Raw genomic sequence first — 21,338 nt, forward strand, 5'->3', positions numbered from 1 at the left:
CCGCACGGCTCATCGCGCTCAACCGTCCCTGGAGGCTGCATTGCAAGGATCCGCCACCGACCCCAACCGTGCCCCCGGGCACAGACGCGCACGCAGAACCGCGGTCGCCGTGGCCTCCGCGGCGCTGCTGCTGCCGCTGCTCGGCGCGGCCCCGTCCGCCGGCGCCACGGACTCCGCGGAGCGCCTGCAGCAGGCGTTCGCCACCGCGGCCGCCGAGTACCACGTACCGCAGAGCGTCCTCCTCGGCGTCTCGTATCTCCAGTCCCGCTGGGACGCGCACGACGGGGCGCCGAGCGTCACCGGCGGGTACGGCCCGATGCACCTCACCGACGCCCGCACCGCGCTCACGCGGGCACCGCACCACAGCGAGGGCACGGAGGACGCGCGCGGCGACAGCGCCCGCCCGGCTCTGCTCCCCGACACGAAGGTGCCGGAGAACACGGAACTCCCGGCCCGCCTCAAGACCTTGCCGAAGGCGGCCGAGCTGACCGGTCTGAGCGCCGAGGAGCTGCGCACCGACCCCGCCGCCAACGTGGCGGGTGGCGCCGCGCTGCTCGCCGCCGCCCAGCAGGACCTGGGCGAGCCACTGAGCGCCGATCCGGCGGACTGGTACGGGGCGGTGGCCCGCTTCTCCGGCGCGGACGACACCTCGACGGCGGCGGCGTACGCGAACGACGTGTACGACGTGCTGCGCGGCGGCGAGGAGCGCATCACGGACGCCGGGCAGCAGGTCGCCCTGGCCGCACAGCCGGAGCTCACCCCCGATACCGCGCAACTGGGGCGGACGGGCCTGCGCACGACCTCCGCCGACGGCACGGAGTGCCCGAAGTCGGTGTCCTGCGAGTGGATCCCGGCACCGTACGAGGAGTTCGGCGACAACGACTACGGCAACCACGACCTGGGCGACCGACCGGCGTCGCAGAGCATCAAATACATCGTCATCCACGACACCGAGGGCGCCTGGGACGGAGTCCTCAACCTGGTGCAGGACCCGACCTATGTGTCGTGGAACTACACGCTGCGCTCCACCGACGGCCACATCGCCCAGCACGTGAAGGCCCAGGACGTGGCCTGGCACGCCGGCAACTGGTACGTCAACGCCAAGTCGGTCGGCCTGGAGCACGAGGGTTTCCTCACCTCGCCGGACGCCTGGTTCACGGAGGCGATGTACCGGTCGTCGGCGCGCCTGGTGAAGTACCTCGCCAAGAAGTACGACATCCCGCTGGACCGGCAGCACATCCTCGGCCATGACAACGTGCCCGGCCCGACCACCGGGACCGTCCCTGGTATGCACACCGACCCGGGCCCGTACTGGGACTGGCGGCACTACTTCGAGCTGCTCGACCACCCCTTCAAGCGCACCGCCGGAAAGAACGGCGGCCTGGTGACGATCCTGCCCGACTACGCGGCCAACCAGCCGGTGTACACGGGCTGTGTGACCGCGGGCGAGCCGTGCGCGGCCCATGGTTCCGGTGAGGTGCGCCTGTACTCCGACCACGACGAGAGCTCGGCGCTGATCAAGGACATCGGCCTGGGGACGACGCCCACCGCCGGAGTGAACGACCTGTCCTCGCGGGTGTCCACCGGACAGCAGTACGCGGTGGCCGACCGGTGGGGCGACTGGACCGCGATCTGGTACCTGGGCCAGAAGGCCTGGTTCAAGAACCCGAAGAAGGAGCCGACCGCGGTGAACGCGGCCGGTCTCGTGATCACGCCGAAGGACGGCCTGGACAGCGTCCCCGTGTACGGGCGTGCCTACCCGGAGAAGGCGGCCTACCCGACGGGCGTACCCGCCCAGACGGTGTCACCGCTGCCGTACAAGGTGCTCGCGGGCCAGCGGTACGCGGTCGGCGACGAGGTGCCGGGCGAGTACTACTACGCGGTCACCTTCACCACCGACTCGCACAGGGTGGTCGTCGGCACGGACCTGTACTACGAGATCCAGTACGGCCACCGGGTGGCGTTCGTGCGCGCCACGGACGTACAGCTGGTGCCGTCGGCCGCCTAGCGGCCGCCTCAGCCCTGCTGGAAAAGCTCCGCCGGGAGCGGCTTCAGCAGGGCGTACAGGTCGTCGGTGATGGGGCGGTCCCAGGCGGCGATGGTCACCAGGACATTGTCGCTGCGGTCGAACTGCACGCAGGAGATCCGGCTTTCCGACAGCTTCAGCCGGCGCACGATGAGGAGGTTGTCGCCCTGCATCACGGGCATGTCCTCGGTGCCGACGACGGTCACCTCCTCGTCGTTCTCCAGGGCCAGCAGCAGCTGGGCCACCTCGAAGGGGACCTCTCCCTCGGCGACCTCGCGGGCCGGTGAGCCCTCGGGCAGATTACCGATGATCATCGCGGGGCCGCGGCCGCCGAAGAGGTCGTAGCGCAGGAAGACACCCTGACAGCTGCCGTCGGGGGCGGGCAGCAGGCCCGCGCCCAGATTGCCGGGCCAGTCGCCCGGGTCCATGGCCAGGACGTCGAAGTCGGGCCCGGCGGGAGTGGCGCTGCGGCGGCGGAGGAACGACATGCGGCCATGGTACGTGCCCGGGCGTGTCCGGCGACGTGCGGGAGGCGGCCGGACGGGGTACCGGTCTACTCCCGCGCCCGCTCCGTCAGGGCCGCCCCCAGCCCCGTGGGCTCTGTGCCGACCTTCCGGTAGACCGCCGAGAGCAGACGGACGACCGTCTGCTCGTCGGTGTGCAGTTCCCCGGCGATCTCGGTCTCGGTGCGGCCGCGGGCGGCCAGGGCCGCCGCGGTGCGTTCGCGGGCGGTGAGGGAGTCGGTCTCGGTGGTGTGGAGGCGGCGGGGGCGCAGTCCGGCGGCGGCGAGTCCGTCACGGGCGGCCTCGGCGAGTCCGTCGGCGCCGCACTGCGCGGCCGTGTCGAGGCCGCGGTAGAGGTGTTCGGCGGCTTCTTCGGTGCGGCCGGCGCGGTACAGCTCGGTGCCGAGGGAGACCAGGGCGCAGGCCAGTTCGTAGGCGGCCGGAGAGCGCTCCAGGTGGGCCACGGACTCCTCGAGGTATTTGACGCGGGCGGAGCCCGCGGAGACTTCGGCGGCGGTGCGCAGCGCCTGACCGATCGCGGAGGGGGCGCCGAACTGGCGGGCGCGGGCGAGTGCTTCGAGGGCGGTGGCGACGGCGCGCTCGGGGTCGTCGTGGCTCTCGGCGCGGGCGAGGTGGAGCTGCCAGGGGCACCAGGCGGGGTTGCGGATGCCGCGCGGGTCGAGGCGGCGGCCGGCGGCGGACAGCTCGGCGGCGGCCTCCTTGGCCAGGCCGCGGGCGAGCAGCAGCTCGCCGCGCACGGTCTGGGCGTCGGGGAAGACGACGGCTGCCGGGAAGGGCGCCGAGAAGCGGTGGTCGTCGGCGGTCTGCGCGGCCTCGGCGACGCGGCCGCGGGCGATCAGGAGCTGGATGAGGATGCCGACCGCGTACCAGTGGGCGGGGGTGCCGGGGCCGACGCGTTCGGCCAGCCGCAGGCCGGCCCGGACGAAGTCCTCGGCCTCGGCGAGCCGGCCGCGCCGGTAGCGGACGTAGGCGAGGAGGGTGTAGGCGAAGGAGAGGTGGGCGCCCCGCCAGCCCTGGCGCTCGAAGTCGGCGATGCCGGCGGCGAAGAGTTCCTCGGCGCGGCCCGGGCGGTCGGCGTACAGGAAGGCGAGGGCGACCAGGACGGGCACCTCGAAGCCGCGGTCGGGTTCGGCCCAGCCGAGGCCGCCGGCGAGGGCGCGTTCGGCGTGGTGGAGGGCGACGTGGGCGGGTTCGCCGCGCTGGATCGCGTCCCAGGTCCGCAGCCCGATGATGTAGCGCTCGGTGAGGTCGCGGCCCTTGAGCCGGTCGGCGAGCCGGGTGAGGCGGCGGGAGCGGGCGGGGTGGTCGGGTTCGTCGGCGCGGAAGGCGTCCCACATGAACTGTTCGGCGACCATGCGCAGCCTGACCCGGGCGTCGTCGGTGACGCGGATCTCGCGGGCGAGGGCGTCGGAGGCCTCGGCGAGGCGGTCGCTGTGGGCGAGGACCTGGGAGAGGCGGTAGACGATGTGGTGGCGCAGCTCGGGGTCGGCGATGGGTTCTTCGAGGGCGGCGCGCAGGTGGTTGACGGTGGTCGCCGGCTCGGTGAGCAGGGAGGCACAGCCGAGCTCGTACAGGATGGCGGCCCGGTTCTCGGCGGTCGGGGGTTCGCGCAGGGCGCGGGCCAGATAGCTGCGGGCGGCGTCGGGGGCGCCGGCCCGGAGGGTCTCTCCGGCGGCGGCGCGCAGCTGCTGGACGACCCAGGGGTCGCCCTCGGGGTGGGTCTCCAGGAGGTGGCGGGCGGCCGCCGCGGGGCCCAGGCCCGCGTCGACGACGCACCAGGCGGCCTGGCCGTGCAGGGCGACGCGGAAGCCCGCGGGGATGGCCCGGTAGACGGCGGTGGCGATCAGCGGGTGGACGAACTCCAGGGTGCTCTCGCCGGTGAGGACGCGGGCGCCGCGCAGGGCGTCGGCGGCGTCGGCGGCCTCCTCGTGGCCGAGTCCGGCGACGGCGGCGGCGAGGGCCTGGGGGATCTCGGTGCCGAGGACGGCGCAGGCCCAGGCGAAGCGGACGGTGGAGGCGCCGAGGCGTTCGAGGCGGGCGATCAGGCCGCTGCCCTTGGCGGCCGCGGCGAGGTCGCGCAGCAGGTGGGCGCCGTCCTCGGTCGGGTTGAGGCCGCGGTCGCGCACTTTGGCCGTCAGCTCGACGGTCTCGAACGGGTTGCCCGCGGTGACGGCCCAGCACTCGTGGCAGAACGCGTCGTCGGCGTGGCCGCCGACCGTTTCGCGCACCAGGCGGGCGACGGCGCCGGCGCTCAGCGGTTCCAGGTCGATGGGACGTCCGCCGGCGCGGCCGGGCAGCCGTCGGAACGACTCGGCGTGGTCGGGGAGTTCGTCGGGCCGGTAGGCGACGACGACCAGCAGCGGGAGTTCCTCGGCGCGGGGTGCGAACGCGGCCAGCCAGCGCAGCGATTCGGGGTCGGCCCAGTGCGCGTCGTCGAGGAGGAGGACCATCGGGGCGCGCCGGACGGCGAGGTGGGTGAGCACCCAGTCCAGCCCGTCGCGCAGGCCCTGCTGGTCGGGCGGTGCGCCGTCGGTCGGGGCGCAGATGCCGAGGGCGGGGCCGACGATGTCGTACCAACTGCCCAGCGCGGAGCGCAGATCGGCCTCCGCCGCGCCCGCGAACTGCGGCTGGAGGAGCTGGCGGGCGACGTGGAAGGCGACGCGCTGTTCCTGGTCGCCGCCGCGGGCGGAGAGCACGGTGCAACCGTGGGTGGCGGCGCGGCGGCGGACCTCGCCGAGGAGGGTGGTCTTGCCGATGCCGGCGTGTCCGGCGAAGGCGAGCAGGGCGCCGCGCGGCCGGTCGGACGGTTCGGCGCCGTCCGCACGCAGGCCGGTCAGCTCCCTCAACGCCTCGTCGACGGCGGCGAGTTCGCTCTCACGCTCGAAGAGAGTCCTTCTGCCGCGTGCGATGTGCTGCCCCATGATGCACCCCCTGTCACGGTGGTCCACCCGCGCGGGGAGCGGGCGCGCACCATGACCTACTGGCAGCTCAGCGTACGCCCGGCGGGGGTCGCGCGCCCCGCCGTTGACCGTTACCGACCGAAGCCGTTCCGGGCGTCCTGCCGGTGCCGCTCGTGGTGGCGGGCGACACGGGCCCGGTTGCCGCAGGAGGGCTTGCACCACTCCTGGCGCGGGTGCTCCTTGAGGAAGTAGCGCACACAGCGCGGCGCGTGGCAGGCGCGCAGCCGTTGCCGGTCGGGGCCGGCGAGGAAGGCGATCGCGGCCTGCGCCAGGACCGCGGTGAGCTCTCCTCGATCCGGCCGCCGGTGGACGAAGGGTTCGTTGTCCGCGGGCCAGTGCAGGACGGGGACGGTGGGCATCCGGGCGGCCGTGGTGTTGAGGTACTCCAGTGCCTCCGGCACGGGCATGAGACGGGCCGCGTCGGCGGGGCTCGGCTCGCCCGGCCGCACGGCGCGGGCGAAGAGCGCGCGGACGGCGGCGCGCAGGTCGCGTACGGCGGCGAGGGCCGGGCCGTCGGCGACGAAACCGGCGGCGTCCGGGAGGGCGTCGGGGTGGGCGCGGACCCAGGCGGTGAGACCGGCGGGGTCGGACAGGTCGTCGGCGACCCCGCCGTTGCCGTCGTGCCGGACGGTGAGGGCGAGGTCGAGGGCGAGCGCGGTGTCCGTGCTGAGCGAGTCCTGCATGTGGTTAATGATAGATCTACGGTTTCCCATTAGCCCACGAGGGCTGCCTCCGTCACTCCTCGGCAGGCGCGGGCGGCACCACCGCGACCGGGCTCGCCGCGTGCAACAGGACGGCGTGGGTGACGGAGCCCAGCATGCGGGCGGGCGCGAGGAGACGGCGGCGGTGACGGCCCACGACGACCAGGTCGGCGTCCTTCGAGGCCGCGACGATGTGACCGGCCGCGTCGCCCGGGGGCACGTACGGCTCGGCCCGGACACCGGGGTGCCGTTCGCGGTGCGGGGCGAGGAAGCCCTCGGCGAGGGTGCGTGTCTCGCTCTCGATGGCGTCCTGCTCGATCGCCGGCGGTAGGAGCTCACCGGGGGCCACCCAGGAATGGATCGGCCACGGGTAGGCGGCGACCACCTGCAGGCGCGCCTCACGCAGCGCCGCCTCGGCGAAGGCGAAATCGAGGGTGGCGTCGTCGGGCCCGTCCACGTTCAGGCCGACGACCACGCGGGGCCCGGGCCCGGACGGCGGCGCGTCCTCGACCTGACGGCCGGGCCGGGGCACCACGACGACCGGGCACTCGGCGTCACGGGCGGCTGCCATGCCGTTGGAGCCGAGCAGCAGGCTGGCGAAGCCGCCGCGGCCCCGGGAGCCGAGTACCAGGAGCTGGGCGGCGGAGCCGAGTTCGGGCAGCGTGGCGCCGGGGGCACCGTCGAGGGCGACGTACTCCGTGTCCGGCAGGTCGGTGCGCCCGGCCAGGTGCTCCCTGACCTGGGCCAGTACCGGGTCGTCCGCGGGGGCCGGCGGCGCGACGACCGGGACGGCGGGCGGTACCCATGCGGCGTACTGCCGCACATGGACCACCCGCAGCGGTGCCCCGCGCCTGCGGGCGTCGTCGAGGGCCCACTCCAGGGCGCGCAGGCTGTCGTCCGAGCCGTCGACCGCCGTGATGACCGGCAGGGCGCTCATGGTTCTCCACCTCCGGAATGCGACCTTCCCGTTCCTGGGGTCAGCCTGGCTCAGGCATCGACCCCAGGACGGCGTACAAGGTCGCGTGTCCGGAAAATCGGGCGTGACACACCCGGATCGGCCCGCGGCTCACCGCGCGATTCAGGTGAGGTCGAACTCCCCTTCCCGTGCGCCCGACACGAACGCGCCCCACTCGGCGGGCGTGAAGATCAAGGAAGGGCTTTCCGGCCGGCCGCTGTTGCGCATCGCGATGAATCCCTCGACAAAAGCGATCTGAACATCCCCCCGGCCTCGGCTGCTGGACTGCCACTCGGCGTTGCTGAGGTCCAGCTCCGGCTTGTCCCAGCCCGTGAGCGGCTGCTGCTGGATGGTGCTCTCGGCCACGTCCGTGCTCCTCCCGATTCGTCGTCCGCGGGCCAGCCTAGCGATCGGTTCCTACCGCCGACAGGCCACGTGAGGGGGACCTTTCGGGAGCCCTTCACTCTGTGCTCGGGGGCGTACTCTCAGGCATCCGGAGCCTGCGCTCCGACGAGCCACATGGAGAAGAACTGCGCCCCTCCCCCGTAGGCGTGTCCGAGCACCCTGCGGGCCCGCTCCACCTGGTGTTCCCCGGCCTGCCCGCGCACCTGGAGCGCCGCCTCGGCGAAGCGGATCATGCCGGAGGCGCCGATGGGGTTGGCCGACAGCACCCCGCCCGACATGTTCACGGGCAGGTCCCCGTCCAGCTCGGTCGCCCCCGCCTCGGTGAGTTTCCAGCCCTCGCCCTCCGCCGCGAAGCCGAGGTTCTCCAGCCACATGGGTTCGTACCAGGAGAACGGCACGTACATCTCGACGGCGTCGATGTCCCGCCGCGGGTCGGCGATCCCGGCCTGCCGGTACACGTCGGCGGCGCAGTCCTTGCCGGCCTGCGGCGACACGAAGTCCTTGCCGGCGAAGAGCGTGGGCTCGCTGCGCATGGCGCCGCCGAGCATCCAGGCGGGCGGCCGGGGGGCGCGCGCCGCCCCCGCCCGGTCGGTGAGGACCATCGCGCAGGCGCCGTCGGAGGACGGGCAGGTCTCCGAGTAGCGGATGGGGTCCCACAGCATCGGCGAGGCCTGGACCTTCTCCAGCGTGATGTCGTGCTCGTGGAGGTGGGCGCAGGGGTTCTTCAGCGCGTTGCGCCGGTCCTTGTAGGCGACCAGGGACCCGACCGTGTCGGGCGCTCCGCTGCGCCGCATGTACGCCCGTACGTGCGGCGCGAAGAAACCGCCCGCCCCGGCGAGCAGCGGCTGCTGGAACGGGATCGGCAGGGACAGGCCCCACATGGCGTTCGACTCGGACTGCTTCTCGAAGGCGAGGGTCAGCACGGTGCCGTGCACGCGGGCCGCGACGAGGTTGGCGGCGACAAGCGCCGTCGATCCGCCCACCGAACCGGCCGTGTGCACCCGCAGCATGGGCTTGCCGACCGCGCCGAGCGCGTCGGCGAGGTACAGCTCGGGCATCATCACGCCCTCGAAGAAGTCGGGCGCCTTGCCGATGACGACGGCGTCGATGTCGGCCCAGGTCAACTCGGCGTCGGCGAGGGCACGTCGGGCGGCCTCGCGGACGAGCCCGGCGATCGACACGTCCCGCCGGGCCGCGACGTGCTTGGTCTGGCCGATCCCTACGACGGCCACGGGCTCCTTGCTCATCGGGGATCCCCTTCGAGTACGGCGACCAGGTTCTGTTGCAGGCAGGGGCCGGAGGTGGCGTGGGCGAGGGCGCGGTCGGACTCACCCCGGTGGACACGGGCGGCGGCCTCGCCGATGCGGATCAGTCCGGCGGCCATCATCGGGTTGGCGGCGAGAGCTCCACCGGAGGGGTTGACGCACACGCCGTCGTCGAGCCGCAGCGCCTTGCGCAGGACGACCTCCTGCGCGGTGAACGGCGCGTGCAACTCGGCGGTGTCGACAGGCCGTTCGAAGGCACCGGCCCGCTCGGCGGCCAGCCGGGTGGACGGGGAGTCGGTCAGGTCACGTACCCCCAGGCTGTGCGCCTCGATGCGGTGGTCGATGCCGCGGATCCAGGCGGGCCGCGCGCACAGCTGCCGGGCCCGCTCCCCGGCCGCGAGGATCACGGCGGCGGCGCCGTCGCCGACGGGCGGGCAGTCGCCGGTGCGCAGGGGCCGTACGGCGTAGTCCCCGTGCGGCACCGAACCCCGCAGCTGGGCATGAGGGTTGGCGGTGGCGGACGCCCTGCTGCGAGCGGCCACGGCGGCGAGTGCGGGCTCGTCGACGTCCCCCGCGTCGATGAGCGCCTGCGCCTGGAGCGCGGCCAGGGCTATGGCGTCGGGCCACAGGGGGGCGACGTAGTACGGGTCGAGCTGCCGGGTCAGCACGTCGCGCACGGACCCGGGCGAGGATTTGCCGTACGCGTAGACCAGGGCCGTGTCCGCGTCACCGGTGAGCAGTTTGGTCCACGCCTCGTACAGGGCCCACGCGCCGTCCATCTCGACGTGCGACTCGGAGATCGGCGGCCAGGCGCCCACGCCGTCGAGGGCGAGCGTGAAGGAGAAGGCCCGGCCGGCGAGGTAGTCGCTGGACCCGGAGCAGGTGAAGTCGATGTCGGCGGTCTTCAGGCCGGTCCGGTCGAGCACGTCGTGCAGGACCGGCATGAGCATCTCCACCTCGGAGAGCTCGTCGGTGGTGCGTCGGTGGTCGCTCTGGGCGAAGGCGACGACGGCGATCTCGCGGCCCCCCGGGGCTTCTTCCCGCGTCACAGCAGCTCCTTGTACGTCTCGTAGTCCGCGTCGGGTTCGCCGGTGGGCCGGTAGTGGTCGGGGTAGCGGGCCCCCTCGGTCCACACCGGTTCGACGCGCAGGCCCATCCGCACCTGGTCGTAGGGGATGCCGCCGATGCGGCCGTGCAGGGCGAGATCGGCGCCGTCGAGGGCGATGTGGGCATAGACGTACGGCACGTCGATGTCCAGGTTCTTCGCCTTGATGTTGACGATGCAGAAGGTGGTGACGGTGCCGCGCGGGCCCACCTCCACCTGTTCGGCGGTGGCGACGCCGCAGGTGGGGCAGGCGCCCCTCGGCGGGACGTACACCTTCCGGCAGGACGGGCAGCGCTCGCCGACGGTCCGCTGTTCGGTGAGCGCCCCGATGTACGAGGCCTGGGCACGGCCGGGCGAGTAGGTGTAGTCGAGGCGGGCGGGGGCGACGACGCGTGTGACCGTGTCCTCGAACTCGCCGACTCGCCCGGAGAGCTGGGCCGCTTCACCGTCGTACGGTTCGAAGCAGGCGATGTCCGTGATGGCGCCGGTGCGATCCGCGGCCCAGCGCAGGCGGACGCGCATGCCGGTGTGTACGGCGTCGGGGCCGGGGGCATCGAGGGCGTGCAGGAGGGCGGTGTCGGCACCGTCGAGGCGGACCAGGACCCAGGCGAAGGGGGTGTCGAGGGGCTGGCCGCGGCGGGGTGCGTGGTTCCAGGCCCAGGTGGTGACCGTGCCGGTGGTGGAGACCTCGACGAGGTCGCGTATCTCGTCGGCGGTGACGGGGTCGTACTCGACGGGTGGGACGAGGACGCGGTCGTCGCCGGTCCGCACCCCGAGGACGACGCGCTCGCGCAGGCCGGTGAGGAAGGCGCTCTGGACCGGGCCGAGGGAGCGGGTGAAGGGGAACTCGACGACGAGCGGGGCTTTGAGGACTTCGGGCATGGCGGCTCTCTCCTCGGCAGGGTCAGGCGCGCTTGTAGACGGGCGGCCGCTTCTCCGCGAAGGCGCGGGCGCCTTCCTTGGCGTCGGCGGTGTCGAAGACCGGCCAGCCGCGCTTCAGTTCGGCGGCGAGGCCGTCGCTCTCGGTCAACTCGGCGGTCTCGTACACCGAGGCCTTGACGGCCTCGACGGCCAGTGGCCCGCAGGAGTTGATCTGATCGGCGATCTCCAGGGCCTTCGTCAGTGCCGTGCCGTCGGCCACGACATGCCCGATCAGGCCGATGCCGGCCGCCTCCCGGGCGCTGTAGGGGCGGCCGGTGAGCAGCATCTCCAGGGCATGGGTGCGCGGGACCTGGCGCTGCAGCCGGACGGTGGAGCCCCCGATCGGGAACAGACCCCTCTTGACCTCGAAGAGCCCGAAGGTCGCGGACTCGCCGGCCACCCGGATGTCGGTGCCCTGGAGGATCTCCGTGCCGCCCGCGACGCAGTACCCCTCGACGGCGGCGATCACCGGCTTGCGGGGGCGGTGGTGGCGCAGCATCGCCTTCCAGTGCAGATCGGGGTCCGCCTTGAGCCGGTCGCGGTGCTGCTCGCCCTCCATCCCCTTCCCGGCCAGGGCCTTCAGATCCATCCCGGCGCAGAAGGCGCCGCCCGCGCCGGTGAGCACGATCGAGCGGACGGCGTCGTCCTCGTCGGCTTCGACCCAGCCGTCGTACAGGCCGACGAGCATCCCCAGTGAGAGCGCGTTCTTGGCGTCCGGCCTGTTGAGCGTGAGCACCAGTGTGGCGCCTTCGCGCTGCACGGTGAGGTGTTCCGTCCCACCCATCGCTCGTCTCCCCTCTCGAAGAACGAGAACAGGTTGCAGTAGCCGGGATGGCACTTCAAGGGTTTTCTGACAGGCAGTCAGATTTCTTCGCGCGGACCCTTCACAGTTGCCGCGCCCTTTGCTCTGATGACCGGCGAACCGTCGGATGCCAGGCACGCCCGGGGTCAGGAGGAACGGTGGAGTACAACATTGCCGACCTGTTCGAGTCGGTCGTCGACGTGGTGCCGGACCGCGAGGCACTGGTGTACATCGACCACCCCGGCACGGGCGCGGAGCGCCGTCTGACCTACGCCCAGCTCGACGCGGCCGCCAACCGCGTCGGTCACCACCTCGTCGAGAGCGGGATCCGTCCCGGCGAGCACCTCGGCATGCACCTCTACAACGGTGTCGAATACCTCCAGACGGTACTGGGGTGCCTGAAGGCGCGGATCGTCCCGGTCAATGTCAACTACCGATACGTGGAAGATGAGTTGGCCTACCTCTACCGGGACGCCGATCTGGTGGCGCTGGTCTTCGACGCGGAGTTCACGGACCGGGTGGCGGCCGCGCTGCCGCGGACCCCGAAGCTGCGGCATCTGCTGCGGGTGGGGGAACCCGTCGCGGGGGTGGACGCCGTGCCGTTCGCGGACGCGGAGGCCTCGGGGTCACCCCGGCGCGGGTTTCCGGCGCGGTCGGGCGACGACCAGTTCATCATCTACACCGGCGGCACCACCGGGATGCCCAAGGGCGTGATGTGGCGCCAGGAGGACCTGTTCTTCTCCGGGCTGGGTGGCGGAGCGCCGACCGGCGAGCCGGTGCAGAAACCGGAGGAGCTGGCGGAGCGCGTCGCGGCCGGCGGGGCGGGGATCACCTTCTTCCCCACACCCCCGCTCATGCACGGCACCTCCACCCTCACGGCGTTCATCGGCTTCAACTTCGGCCAACGGGTCGTGCTGCACCGCAAGTTCGTGCCCGAAGAGGTGCTGCGCACGATCGAGAGGGAGAAGGTCACCAGCATGTCGCTGGTGGGCGACGCCATGTTGCGCCCGCTCATCGACGCGCTGAACGGCCCCATGAAGGGCACGGACTGCTCGTCGATGTTCAGCGTGTCGTCGTCGGGCGCGATCATGTCGGAGACGGTGCGCCGGCAGTTCCTCGCCCTGCTCCCGAACGTGATGCTCCTCAACAACTTCGGTTCCTCCGAGTCCGGCTTCAACGGCACCGCGACACAGGACTCCGGCCCCGAGCGCGGCTTCCGCGTCCGCGTCAACTCCCGTACGCAGGTGGTCGACCCGGCGACGTACGAGCCGGTCGCCGTCGGTGAGATCGGCCGCGTCGCCCAGTGCGGACACGTCCCGCTCGGCTACTACAACGACCCGCGGAAAACCGCCGAGACCTTCTTCGAGAAGGACGGCGAGCGGTGGGTGCTGCTCGGCGACATGGCGACCGTCGACCAGGAGGGCGTGGTCACCGTCCTCGGCCGCGGCTCGCAGTGCATCAACACCGGGGGCGAGAAGGTGTACCCGGAGGAGGTCGAGCAGGCGCTGAAGTCCCATCCGGACGTCTACGACGCGCTGGTGGCCGGAGTGCCGGACGTGCGGTGGGGCAATCACGTGGCGGCCGTCGTGCAACTGCGCACGGGCGCGGCGCGACCGTCCCTGGAGGACATCCAGACCCACTGCCGCGCCCATCTCGCCGGGTACAAGATCCCCCGCCAACTGGTGATCACCGATGCCGTCCGGCGCTCCCCCAGCGGCAAGGCGGACTACCGGTGGGCACGGGAGGTGGCGGTGGCGGCGGACCGGTGACGGACGCCGCTCACGCCTCCCGCACCTCCGGCGCCCGTCGCCGCGCTACTCCGCCGAGGGCGAAGCGGCACCACGACCGTCGAGGAACGCGGCGACACGGCGCACGAACCACTCCGGGTCGTCCAGCCACGGGTAGTGGCCGGCGCCGGGCTGTACGGCGAACTCCGCGTTCGGAAAGGCGTCGGCCGTCTCGCGGGCGAGCTCGGGGCGCGGGCCGCCGTCGACTTCGCCGGCGAGGACCAGGACAGGGGCAGTGACCCGGGCGAGCCCCTCGCGGGTGGCGGCCGGGTCGAAGGCACCCTCGGCGAAGTAGACGCCCTCGGCCTCTTCGTTCGACTGCTCGTCCAGGGGGGCGATGTGGGCGCGGGCGGTGTCGTCCCAGCGGCCGTAGAAGAATCCGGCGAAGGCCATCAGGTCGTCGGCCGCGCCGTCGCCGGCGAGCCACGCCTCGAACGCCGGGTACGCCTGAGCGAACCACGGCTCGTCCTTGCGCAGCCGAGCCGCGGCCAGGCGGTGTTCGGCCGTGGCCGGCCGCCCCAGCACCCACGGGGTGGCGGTGATCAGCGCGAGCCGTGCCACCCGCTCCGGGTACCGGCCCGCGTACAGCATCGCGAGGCTGCCGCCCGCCGAGTGGGCAAGCATGTCCATCCGCTCCAGGCCCAGCTGGACCCGGAGCGCCTCCACGTCGTCCACGAGCCGGTCGCAGCGGTACGTCGCCGGGTCCGCCGGCACCGCGGAGTCGCCGGTGCCGCGCAGGTCGAGGAGGATCAGGCGGCGGTGGGCGGCCAGCCCGCCGAGGTCGCCGAGGTAGGAGGAGGCGCGCATGGGACCTCCGGGCAGGACGACGAGAGGGTCGCCCTCGCCGCGTATGTGGTAGGTGAGCGCGGTCCCGTCAGCTGCGGTGAAGGTCGGCATACCTCTGATCCTCACGTGATGTGACGGCTCGGCGCAACGGACTTCCACAGGACCTGCGGCCGGCCCGGGGCCGCTCACGAACGGTCCTTGAACCGCTCCCTCAACTCCCGCTTGAGGATCTTCCCGCTCGCGTTCCGCGGCAGTCCCTCCACGAACAGCACCTGCTTGGGCGCCTTGAAGTGGGCGAGCTTCTCGCGGGCGTGGGCGACGAGTTCGGCCTCGGTGACCTCGCCGCGCGGGACGACGATCGCGGTGACTGCCTCGATCCAGCGCTCGTCGGGCAGGCCGACGACGGCGACCTCGGCGACGGCCTCGTGGGTGTACAGGGCGTCCTCGACCTGGCGTGAGGCGACCAGGACGCCACCGGAGTTGATGACGTCCTTGACCCGGTCGACGACGGTGAAGTAGCCGTGGGCGTCGCGCACCGCGAGGTCGCCGGAGTGGAACCAGCCGTCCCGGAAGGCTTCGGCGGTCTCCTCGGGCTTGTCCCAGTAGCCCTCGCACAACTGCGGGGAGCGGTAGACGATTTCACCGGGTGTGCCGTCGGGAACGTCCTTGCCGTCCTCGTCGACGACACGGGCGTCCACGAAGAGGACCGTGCGGCCGCAGGAGTCCATCCGGCCCTTGTGCTCGTCCGGGGCGAGGACCGTGGCCAGGGGGCCGATCTCGCTCTGCCCGAAGCAGTTGTAGAAGGCCAGCTTCGGCAGGCGCTCGCGCAGCCGCTCCAGGACCGGGACCGGCATGATCGACGCCCCGTAGTAGGCCTTGCGCAGGCCGGCGAGGTCACGGGTGGCGAAGTCGGGGCGGTTGGACAGGCCGATCCACACCGTCGGCGGCGCGAACAGGCTGTCCGCGCGGCCCGCCTCGATCAGGTCGAACAGCTCGTCGCCGTCCGGCGCGTCGAGGATGAGGTTCGTCGCGCCGACCGCCAGGTAGGGCAGCAGGAACACGTGCATCTGTGCCGAGTGGTAGAGGGGGAGGGAGTGCACCGGGCGGTCGCCCGCGCTCAGGTCGAGGGCGGTGATCGCGCTCAGGTACTCGTGGACCAGGGCGCGGTGGGTCATCATCGCGCCCTTCGGCAGGGCGGTCGTCCCCGAGGTGTAGAGCAGCTGCACCAGGTCCTCACCGCGCGGCTCCGGGCCGTCGTACGGCGCTGCCGTCGCCAGCCGTGCCAGCAGTGAGTCGTCGGTGTCGCGCAGCGGCAACGTACGGACTTCGAAGGGGAGTCGCCCGGCCAGGTCAGGGTCCGCCAGGATCAGCGCGCTGCCCGACTGGGCGACGATGTACGCGAGGTCGTCGCCGGTCAGGTTCTGGTTGACCGGTACGTGCACCAGGCCCGCGCGGGCGCAGGCGAGGAAGGCGATGAGGTAGGCGTCGGAGTTGTGGCCGTAGGCGCCGACCCGGTCGCCGGGGGCGAGGCCCTGGTCGAGCAGGACGCTCGCCGCGCGGGAGACGGCCGTGTCGAGTTCGTCGTAGGTCCAGGTGCGGTCGCGGTAGCCCACCGCGACGCGCGCCGGGGTGCGCCGGGCGCTGCGCCGCAGCACCCCGTCAACCGTGCTCCCGTGTCCAGGCGTCATGAGACTTGATCCTCGGCCCGCCGAAGAAGGAGGTCAAGCGCCGGCCGCAGGTCGCGTACGTCTCGGTACGCTCGGGTGAGCAGCTCGGCGTGTTCGTCGTCGGCGAGCGTGAACCGGTCACGTCCGGCGGCGAGATGCCGGGCGGCACGGTGGTGCGGCCGACGGCAGTTCGCGACAAGGTGAGCAGCGGGATGAGGGCCCGGCCGACGACTCCGGTGGCTCCGGCGACGAGGACGCGCATGAGAACTCCTGATGGCGGGCCCCCGGGCGGTTACCGCTCCCGGGGGCGTTTCGGCATCAGCGGGCGACCGCCCTTCCGCGTGACAGGCCCACCCTGTGACCCCGTCACATCACCCTCGTGCGGCCCTCCCAGTACGGATCCCGCAGCCGCCGCTTGTAGAGCTTGCCGTTGGGGTCGCGCGGCATCTCGGCGATGAAGTCGACCGTCTTCGGGCGCTTGTAGCCGGCGAGCTGCCCGGCGCAGTGGTCCAGGAGCGCGGCGGCGAGAGCCGGGCCCGGTTCATGCCCGGCCGCCGGTTCGACGACGGCCTTGACCTCCTCGCCCCAGTCGTCGTGCGGGATGCCGAAGGCGGCGGCGTCGGCGACGGCGGGGTGGGCGAGCAGGACGGACTCGATCTCGGCCGGGTAGATGTTGACTCCGCCCGAGATGATCATGTCGATCTTGCGGTCGCGGAGGAAGAGGTAGCCGTCCTCGTCGAGGTAGCCGAGGTCGCCGACGGTGAAGAAGTCGCCGATGCGGTTCTTCCGCGTCTTCGCCTCGTCCTTGTGGTAGGAGAAGCCGCCGGTGTTCATCGTCAGGTAGACGGTGCCGAGTTCGCCGGGCGGGAGCCGGTTGCCGTCGTCGTCGAAGATCGCGAGTTCGCTGATGGGCCAGGCCTTGCCGACCGTGCCGGGCTTCTTCAGCCAGTCCTCGGCGGTGGCGAAGGCGCCGCCGCCCTCGCTGGCCGCGTAGTACTCCTCCACGGAGTGGCCCCACCAGTCGATCATGGCGCGTTTGACGTGGTCGGGGCAGGGAGCGGCGCCGTGGATGGCGTGCCGCATGGAGGACACGTCGTACCGGGCGCGTACGTCGTCGGGAAGCGCCAGGAGGCGGTGGAACTGGGTCGGGACCATGTGCGTGTGGGTGCACCTGTGCGTGTCGATGAGGCGGAGCATCTCCTCGGGCGTCCACTTGTCCATCAGCACCAGGCGGTGACCGATGTGCAGGGAGGAGCCCGCGAACTGGAGGACGGCCGTGTGGTAGAGCGGCGAGCAGACGAGGTGGACGTTGCCGTCGTGGGGCCTGATGCCGAAGAAGCCGAGGAAGCCGCCGAGGTAGGCCTCCTCGGGTGGCTTGCCGGGCAGCGGGCGCCGGATGCCGCGCGGGCGGCCGGTGGTGCCCGAGGTGTAGTTCATGACCCAGCCGAGGGTGCGGTCGGCGGGCGCCGACTCCGGTTGTCCGTCGAGGAGTTCGGCGTACGGGCGGAAGCCCTCGACGGCGCCGACGCAGTACCGGTGGGTGGCCGGGAGGCCGGCCTCGTCGGCGGCGTGGCGGGCGGGACCGGCGAACCGTTCGTGGGCGATGAGCACCTTGGCGCCGGAGTCGGCGACGATCCAGGCGATCTCGGGGCCGACGAAGTGGTGGTTGACGGGGACGAGGTAGAACCCGGCCTGGGTGGCGGCCAGGTACGCCGTGAAGAATTCGGCGGAGTTGGGCAGCACGACCGCGAAGGAGTCGCCGCGTTCGAGTCCGGCGGCGCGCAGTCCGTGGACGAGCCGGTTGGCGGCGGCGAGCAGGCGTCCGGCGGTCCACTGCTCGCCGTCGGGGGCGACGAGGATCGTGCGGTCGGGGTCGGCGGTGGCCTGGGCCCAGAATCCGGTGGGGGGTGTGCTCACGACTGGCCGCTCCTTCCGGCGATGCGGTTGATTCGGTCGACGGCCTGCTCGAAGCCGCGGGTGAGGTCGTCGAAGACGGCCTGGACGCTGCGTTGGCTGTTCATGCGGCCGACGATCTGACCGACGGGCGTGCCGAGCAGGGGGTCGACCTCGTACTTCTGGATGCGGGAGACGGCTTCGGCGACGAGCAGGCCCTGCAGGGGCATGGGGAGGGTGCCGGGTCCGTCCGGGGCGTCCCAGGCGTCGGTCCATTCGGTACGGAGCTGGCGTGCGGGCTTCCCGGTCAGGGCGCGGGAGCGGACGGTGTCACCGGAGCCGGCGGCGAGCAGCTTGCGGGTCAGGGCGGGCGAGTGGAGGTCGGCCTCGGTGGTGGTGAGCCACAGCGAGCCCAGCCACACGCCCTGGGCGCCGAGTGCGAGGGCGGCGGCGACCTGCTGCCCACTGCCGATGCCGCCGGCGGCCAGCACGGGCAGCGGGGCGACGGCGTCGACGACCTCGGGCGTCAGCACCATGGAGGCGATGTCCCCGGTGTGGCCGCCGGCCTCGTAGCCCTGCGCGACGACGATGTCGATGCCGGCGTCCTTGTGCTTGCGGGCGTGCCGGGCGCTGCCGGCGAGCGCGGCGACCAGCACGTTCCGGTCGTGGGCGCGCGCCACGACGTCCGCGGGCGGCGAGCCGAGGGCGTTGGCGAGCAGCCGGATCGGATAGTCGAAGGCGACGTCGAGCTGGGTGCGGGCGACCTGCTCCATCCAGCCGGTGATGCGCCAGCCGGACGCCTCGCCCTCCGCCAGCTCGGGCACGCCGTACTTGGCGAGGGTGTCCGTGACGAATCGCCGGTGCCCCTCGGGGATCATCGCCTCGACGTCGGCCTCGGTGACGCCCTCGACCTTCTTCGCGGGCATGACGACATCCAGGCCGTAGGGCCTGCCGGCGACGTGCGCCTCGATCCAGTCGAGGTCGCGCTTGAGGTCGTCCGGGGCGGTGTAGCGGACCGCGCCGAGCACTCCGAAACCGCCGGCCCGGCTGATGGCCGCGGCGACGGCGGGGAACGGCGTGAAGCCGAAGACGGCGTGCTCGACTCCCAGTTTCCTGCTCAGCTCCGTCTGCATGGGCGCAGAATGCCGCAGCCGTCCCGACGACGGAAGACCTTTTCTGATGCTCCGTCAGATTTCTTGCGGCGCCGCACGGACGAGGGTGTGCACATGACCGTCGAGGGGGAGGGCGGGCGGGGCCGCCGGCAGAAGGGCGGTGAAGGCGAACCCGGTCTTCTGGGCGACGCGGCAGGACGCCGTGTTGTCCACCTGGTGCAGCAGTTCGAGCCGGGTCAGACCATCGGCGGCGAAGGCGCCGAAGGCCCAGTCCGTCAGTGCGTGCAGGGCCCGGGGCGCCACTCCCCGGCCGCGGGCGTGTGCCGCCGTCCAGTAGCCGACCTCGGCCGACGAAGCGTCGGGGACGGGCCTCTTGAGGACGACGTGGCCCGCCAACCGCCCGTCGGCGCCGTCCGTCCGGGTCTCCACGACGGCGAAGGCGAACCGGTCCCCCACCGCCCAGCCCCGCTCCTGCTCCCGCACCCAGCCTGCCGCACTCTCCGCGTCGTCCACGGCTCCACTCGTCCAGCGGCGGAGTGCCTCGTCCCGGTACAGCTCGACCAGCCCGGTGGCGTCGGCCTGGCGCCAGGGGCGCAGGAGGACGGCAGGAGCCGTCGGAGTGGCGGCCGCCTCCAGTCGTACTGCTGTCGTGTCCATCGGCCGAGCGTACGTGCCCGGGTGCCGAGCGTACGTGCCCAATTGCCGGACGTACGTGACCGGGTGCCGAGCGTATGTGCCCAGGTGCCGGACGTGCGTGACTGAGTGCCGAGCATATGTGCCCGAGTGCCGGACGCACGTGCCCGGGTGTCAGGGCCCGGTCAGCCGTCCCCCTCCTCCAGCACCGCCATCGCCGCGTTGTGCCCCGGCACCCCGCTCACCCCTCCCCCGCGCACCGCACCGGCCCCGCAGAGCAGCACGTTGGTGTGCCGGGTCTCCACGCCCCAGCGGCCGGTGTCCTCCTGGGCGTACGGCCAGGAGAGTTCGCGGTGGAAGATGTTGCCGCCGGGGAGGCGCAGGTCGCGCTCCAGGTCCAGCGGGGTCTTCGCCTCGAGGCACGGGCGGCCGTCGGCGTCGGTGGCCAGGCAGTCGGCGAGGGGTTCGGCGAGGTGCCCGTCGAGCTGGGCCAGCGTCGACTTCAGCAGCTCCGCGCGTACGGAGTCGTTGTCACGTTCGAACAGGCGGGCCGGCGTGTGCAGGCCGAAGAGGGTGAGCGTCTGGTAGCCCCGCTCGACGAGCTCGGGGCCGAGGATCGTCGGGTCGGTGAGGGAGTGGCAGTAGATCTCGGAGGGCGGGGTGGTCGGCAGGTCCCCGGCGGCGGCCTGGGCGTGGGCCGCGGCCAGTTGCTCGTAGCCCTCGGCGATGTGGAAGGTGCCGGCGAACGCCTCGCGGGGGTCGACCGCACTGTCGCGTAGCCTCGGCAGCCGCTTGAGCAGCATGTTCACCTTGAGTTGGGCACCCTCGGCGGCGGCGGGCGGGGTGTCGCCGGTGAGGGTGGCGAGCTGCTGCGGGGAGGCGTTGACCAGGACGTGCCGGGCCTCGGCGACGCCCTCCCCGTCCGCTGTGCGGTAGGTCACCTCCGCGGTTCGCCCGTCCGTGTCGATCCGTACCGCTTCGTGCCCGGTCGCGAGCACGGCGCCGGCCTGACGCGCGGCGGCGGCGAGCGCGTCGGTCAGGGCGCCCATGCCGCCGACGGGTACGTCCCAGGCGCCGGTGCCGCCGCCGATCACGTGGTAGAGGAAGCAGCGGTTCTGCTTCAGCGAGGGGTCGTGGGCGTCGGCGAAGGTGCCGATCAGCGCGTCGGTGAGGACGACACCGCGTACCAGGTCGTCGGCGAAGTACTCCTCGACGGCGACCCCGAGGGGCTGCTCGAACAGCGTCCGCCAGGCGTCCTCGTCGTCGACCCGGCGGCGCAGTTCCGCACGGGTGGGCAGCGGGTCGGTCAGGGTCGGGAACACCCGTTCGGCGACCCGGCCTGTCATGGCGTAGAAGCGCTGCCAGGCCTCGTACTCGCGCGCGCCGCCCGTGAGGCGCGCGAAGGCCTCCCGGTTGCGCCGTTCGCCGCCGCCGACGAGCAGGCCCGTGGGCCGTCCGTCGCGCTCGACGGGGGTGTACGAGGAGATGGTCCGCCCGCGCACCCGGAAGGCCAGGCCCAGGTCGCGCACGATCTTCTTCGGCAGCAGGCTGACCAGGTACGAGTAACGCGACAGCCGTGCGTCGACGCCCGCGAACGGGCGGCTGGAGACGGCGGCACCCCCGGTGTGGTCCAGTCGCTCCAGCACCAGCACGGACCGTCCGGCCCGGGCCAGATAGGCGGCGGCGACCAGACCGTTGTGCCCTCCGCCGACGATGACGGCGTCGTAGCTGCGGTGTCCCTCGTGTGCAGGCATGTTCCTTGGTAACACGAGGTGATCTAGGTCGGCCAGAGGGAG

The 21,338-nt window shown here is 72.6% G+C and carries 18 protein-coding genes; 2 read left to right on the top strand and 16 right to left on the bottom strand.

Annotation, left to right across the window (positions count from 1 at the left end; translation table 11 throughout):
• The first annotated feature begins 40 nt into the window (after positions 1-40).
• Positions 41-2,008 (top strand): N-acetylmuramoyl-L-alanine amidase, encoded by a 1,968-nt coding sequence (locus ACFY16_RS18975; RefSeq protein WP_390648266.1) that lies wholly within the window; start codon positions 41-43, stop codon positions 2,006-2,008.
• 8 nt (positions 2,009-2,016) lie between these two features.
• Here ACFY16_RS18975 and ACFY16_RS18980 read toward each other — a convergent pair whose 3' ends face one another.
• From ACFY16_RS18980 to ACFY16_RS19020, 9 genes are all read right to left on the bottom strand, one after another.
• Positions 2,017-2,514, bottom strand: coding sequence for a hypothetical protein (locus ACFY16_RS18980; RefSeq protein WP_390648267.1), 498 nt, complete (start codon positions 2,512-2,514; stop codon positions 2,017-2,019).
• Between the two features lie 65 nt (positions 2,515-2,579).
• On the bottom strand, positions 2,580-5,471 hold the full coding sequence (locus ACFY16_RS18985; protein ID WP_390648268.1) for an ATP-binding protein: 2,892 nt from the start codon (positions 5,469-5,471) through the stop codon (positions 2,580-2,582).
• A gap of 110 nt (positions 5,472-5,581) precedes the next feature.
• On the bottom strand, positions 5,582-6,193 hold the full coding sequence (locus ACFY16_RS18990) for a CGNR zinc finger domain-containing protein (RefSeq protein WP_390648269.1): 612 nt from the start codon (positions 6,191-6,193) through the stop codon (positions 5,582-5,584).
• 52 nt (positions 6,194-6,245) lie between these two features.
• The gene (locus ACFY16_RS18995) at positions 6,246-7,148 is read right to left on the bottom strand and encodes a universal stress protein (protein WP_390648270.1); all 903 of its coding nucleotides are present in this window, start codon (positions 7,146-7,148) and stop codon (positions 6,246-6,248) included.
• A 141-nt stretch (positions 7,149-7,289) separates the two neighbouring features.
• Positions 7,290-7,532, bottom strand: a complete 243-nt coding sequence (locus tag ACFY16_RS19000; RefSeq protein ID WP_390648271.1) for a DUF397 domain-containing protein — start codon at positions 7,530-7,532, stop codon at positions 7,290-7,292.
• Between the two features lie 119 nt (positions 7,533-7,651).
• Positions 7,652-8,818 carry a thiolase domain-containing protein gene (locus tag ACFY16_RS19005; protein WP_390648272.1) on the bottom strand — a complete coding sequence of 389 codons (1,167 nt, stop codon included), beginning with the start codon at positions 8,816-8,818 and terminating at the stop codon, positions 7,652-7,654.
• Positions 8,815-9,885 (bottom strand): thiolase domain-containing protein, encoded by a 1,071-nt coding sequence (locus ACFY16_RS19010; RefSeq protein ID WP_390648273.1) that lies wholly within the window; start codon positions 9,883-9,885, stop codon positions 8,815-8,817. The genes ACFY16_RS19005 and ACFY16_RS19010 overlap by 4 nt, the downstream gene beginning before the upstream one ends.
• The gene (locus tag ACFY16_RS19015; RefSeq protein WP_390648274.1) at positions 9,882-10,823 is read right to left on the bottom strand and encodes a Zn-ribbon domain-containing OB-fold protein; all 942 of its coding nucleotides are present in this window, start codon (positions 10,821-10,823) and stop codon (positions 9,882-9,884) included. Before ACFY16_RS19015 ends, ACFY16_RS19010 begins: the two co-directional genes overlap by 4 nt.
• A 22-nt stretch (positions 10,824-10,845) precedes the next feature.
• On the bottom strand, positions 10,846-11,646 hold the full coding sequence (locus ACFY16_RS19020; RefSeq protein ID WP_390648275.1) for a crotonase/enoyl-CoA hydratase family protein: 801 nt from the start codon (positions 11,644-11,646) through the stop codon (positions 10,846-10,848).
• Between the two features lie 176 nt (positions 11,647-11,822).
• On the opposite strand from ACFY16_RS19020, the gene ACFY16_RS19025 reads away from it, so the two are divergent.
• A complete protein-coding gene (locus tag ACFY16_RS19025) occupies positions 11,823-13,433 on the top strand; it encodes an acyl-CoA synthetase (protein WP_390648276.1) in 1,611 nt (536 codons plus the stop codon).
• A gap of 45 nt (positions 13,434-13,478) precedes the next feature.
• Here the strand turns inward: ACFY16_RS19025 and ACFY16_RS19030 are convergent, their stop codons facing one another.
• The 7 genes from ACFY16_RS19030 to ACFY16_RS19060 all read right to left on the bottom strand — a co-directional run bounded on the left by ACFY16_RS19030 (position 13,479) and on the right by ACFY16_RS19060 (position 21,296).
• Positions 13,479-14,348, bottom strand: coding sequence for an alpha/beta fold hydrolase (locus ACFY16_RS19030; protein WP_390648277.1), 870 nt, complete (start codon positions 14,346-14,348; stop codon positions 13,479-13,481).
• A 74-nt stretch (positions 14,349-14,422) separates the two neighbouring features.
• Positions 14,423-15,925, bottom strand: a complete 1,503-nt coding sequence (locus tag ACFY16_RS19035; protein WP_390648278.1) for an acyl-CoA synthetase — start codon at positions 15,923-15,925, stop codon at positions 14,423-14,425.
• A complete protein-coding gene (locus ACFY16_RS19040; protein WP_390648279.1) occupies positions 15,897-16,166 on the bottom strand; it encodes a hypothetical protein in 270 nt (89 codons plus the stop codon). Before ACFY16_RS19040 ends, ACFY16_RS19035 begins: the two co-directional genes overlap by 29 nt.
• A 104-nt stretch (positions 16,167-16,270) precedes the next feature.
• On the bottom strand, positions 16,271-17,821 hold the full coding sequence (locus tag ACFY16_RS19045; protein WP_390648280.1) for an acyl-CoA synthetase: 1,551 nt from the start codon (positions 17,819-17,821) through the stop codon (positions 16,271-16,273).
• Positions 17,818-18,930, bottom strand: a complete 1,113-nt coding sequence (locus ACFY16_RS19050) for a nitronate monooxygenase (RefSeq protein ID WP_390648281.1) — start codon at positions 18,928-18,930, stop codon at positions 17,818-17,820. The genes ACFY16_RS19045 and ACFY16_RS19050 overlap by 4 nt, the downstream gene beginning before the upstream one ends.
• Positions 18,931-18,984: 54 nt before the next feature.
• Positions 18,985-19,566: a GNAT family N-acetyltransferase gene (locus tag ACFY16_RS19055; protein WP_390648282.1), complete on the bottom strand. Its 582-nt coding sequence runs from the start codon at positions 19,564-19,566 to the stop codon at positions 18,985-18,987.
• 161 nt (positions 19,567-19,727) lie between these two features.
• Positions 19,728-21,296, bottom strand: a complete 1,569-nt coding sequence (locus ACFY16_RS19060; protein WP_390648283.1) for a phytoene desaturase family protein — start codon at positions 21,294-21,296, stop codon at positions 19,728-19,730.
• Positions 21,297-21,338 lie beyond the last annotated feature (42 nt).

The organism is Streptomyces sp. NPDC001315, from assembly GCF_042896175.1.
GTDB lineage: Bacteria > Actinomycetota > Actinomycetes > Streptomycetales > Streptomycetaceae > Streptomyces.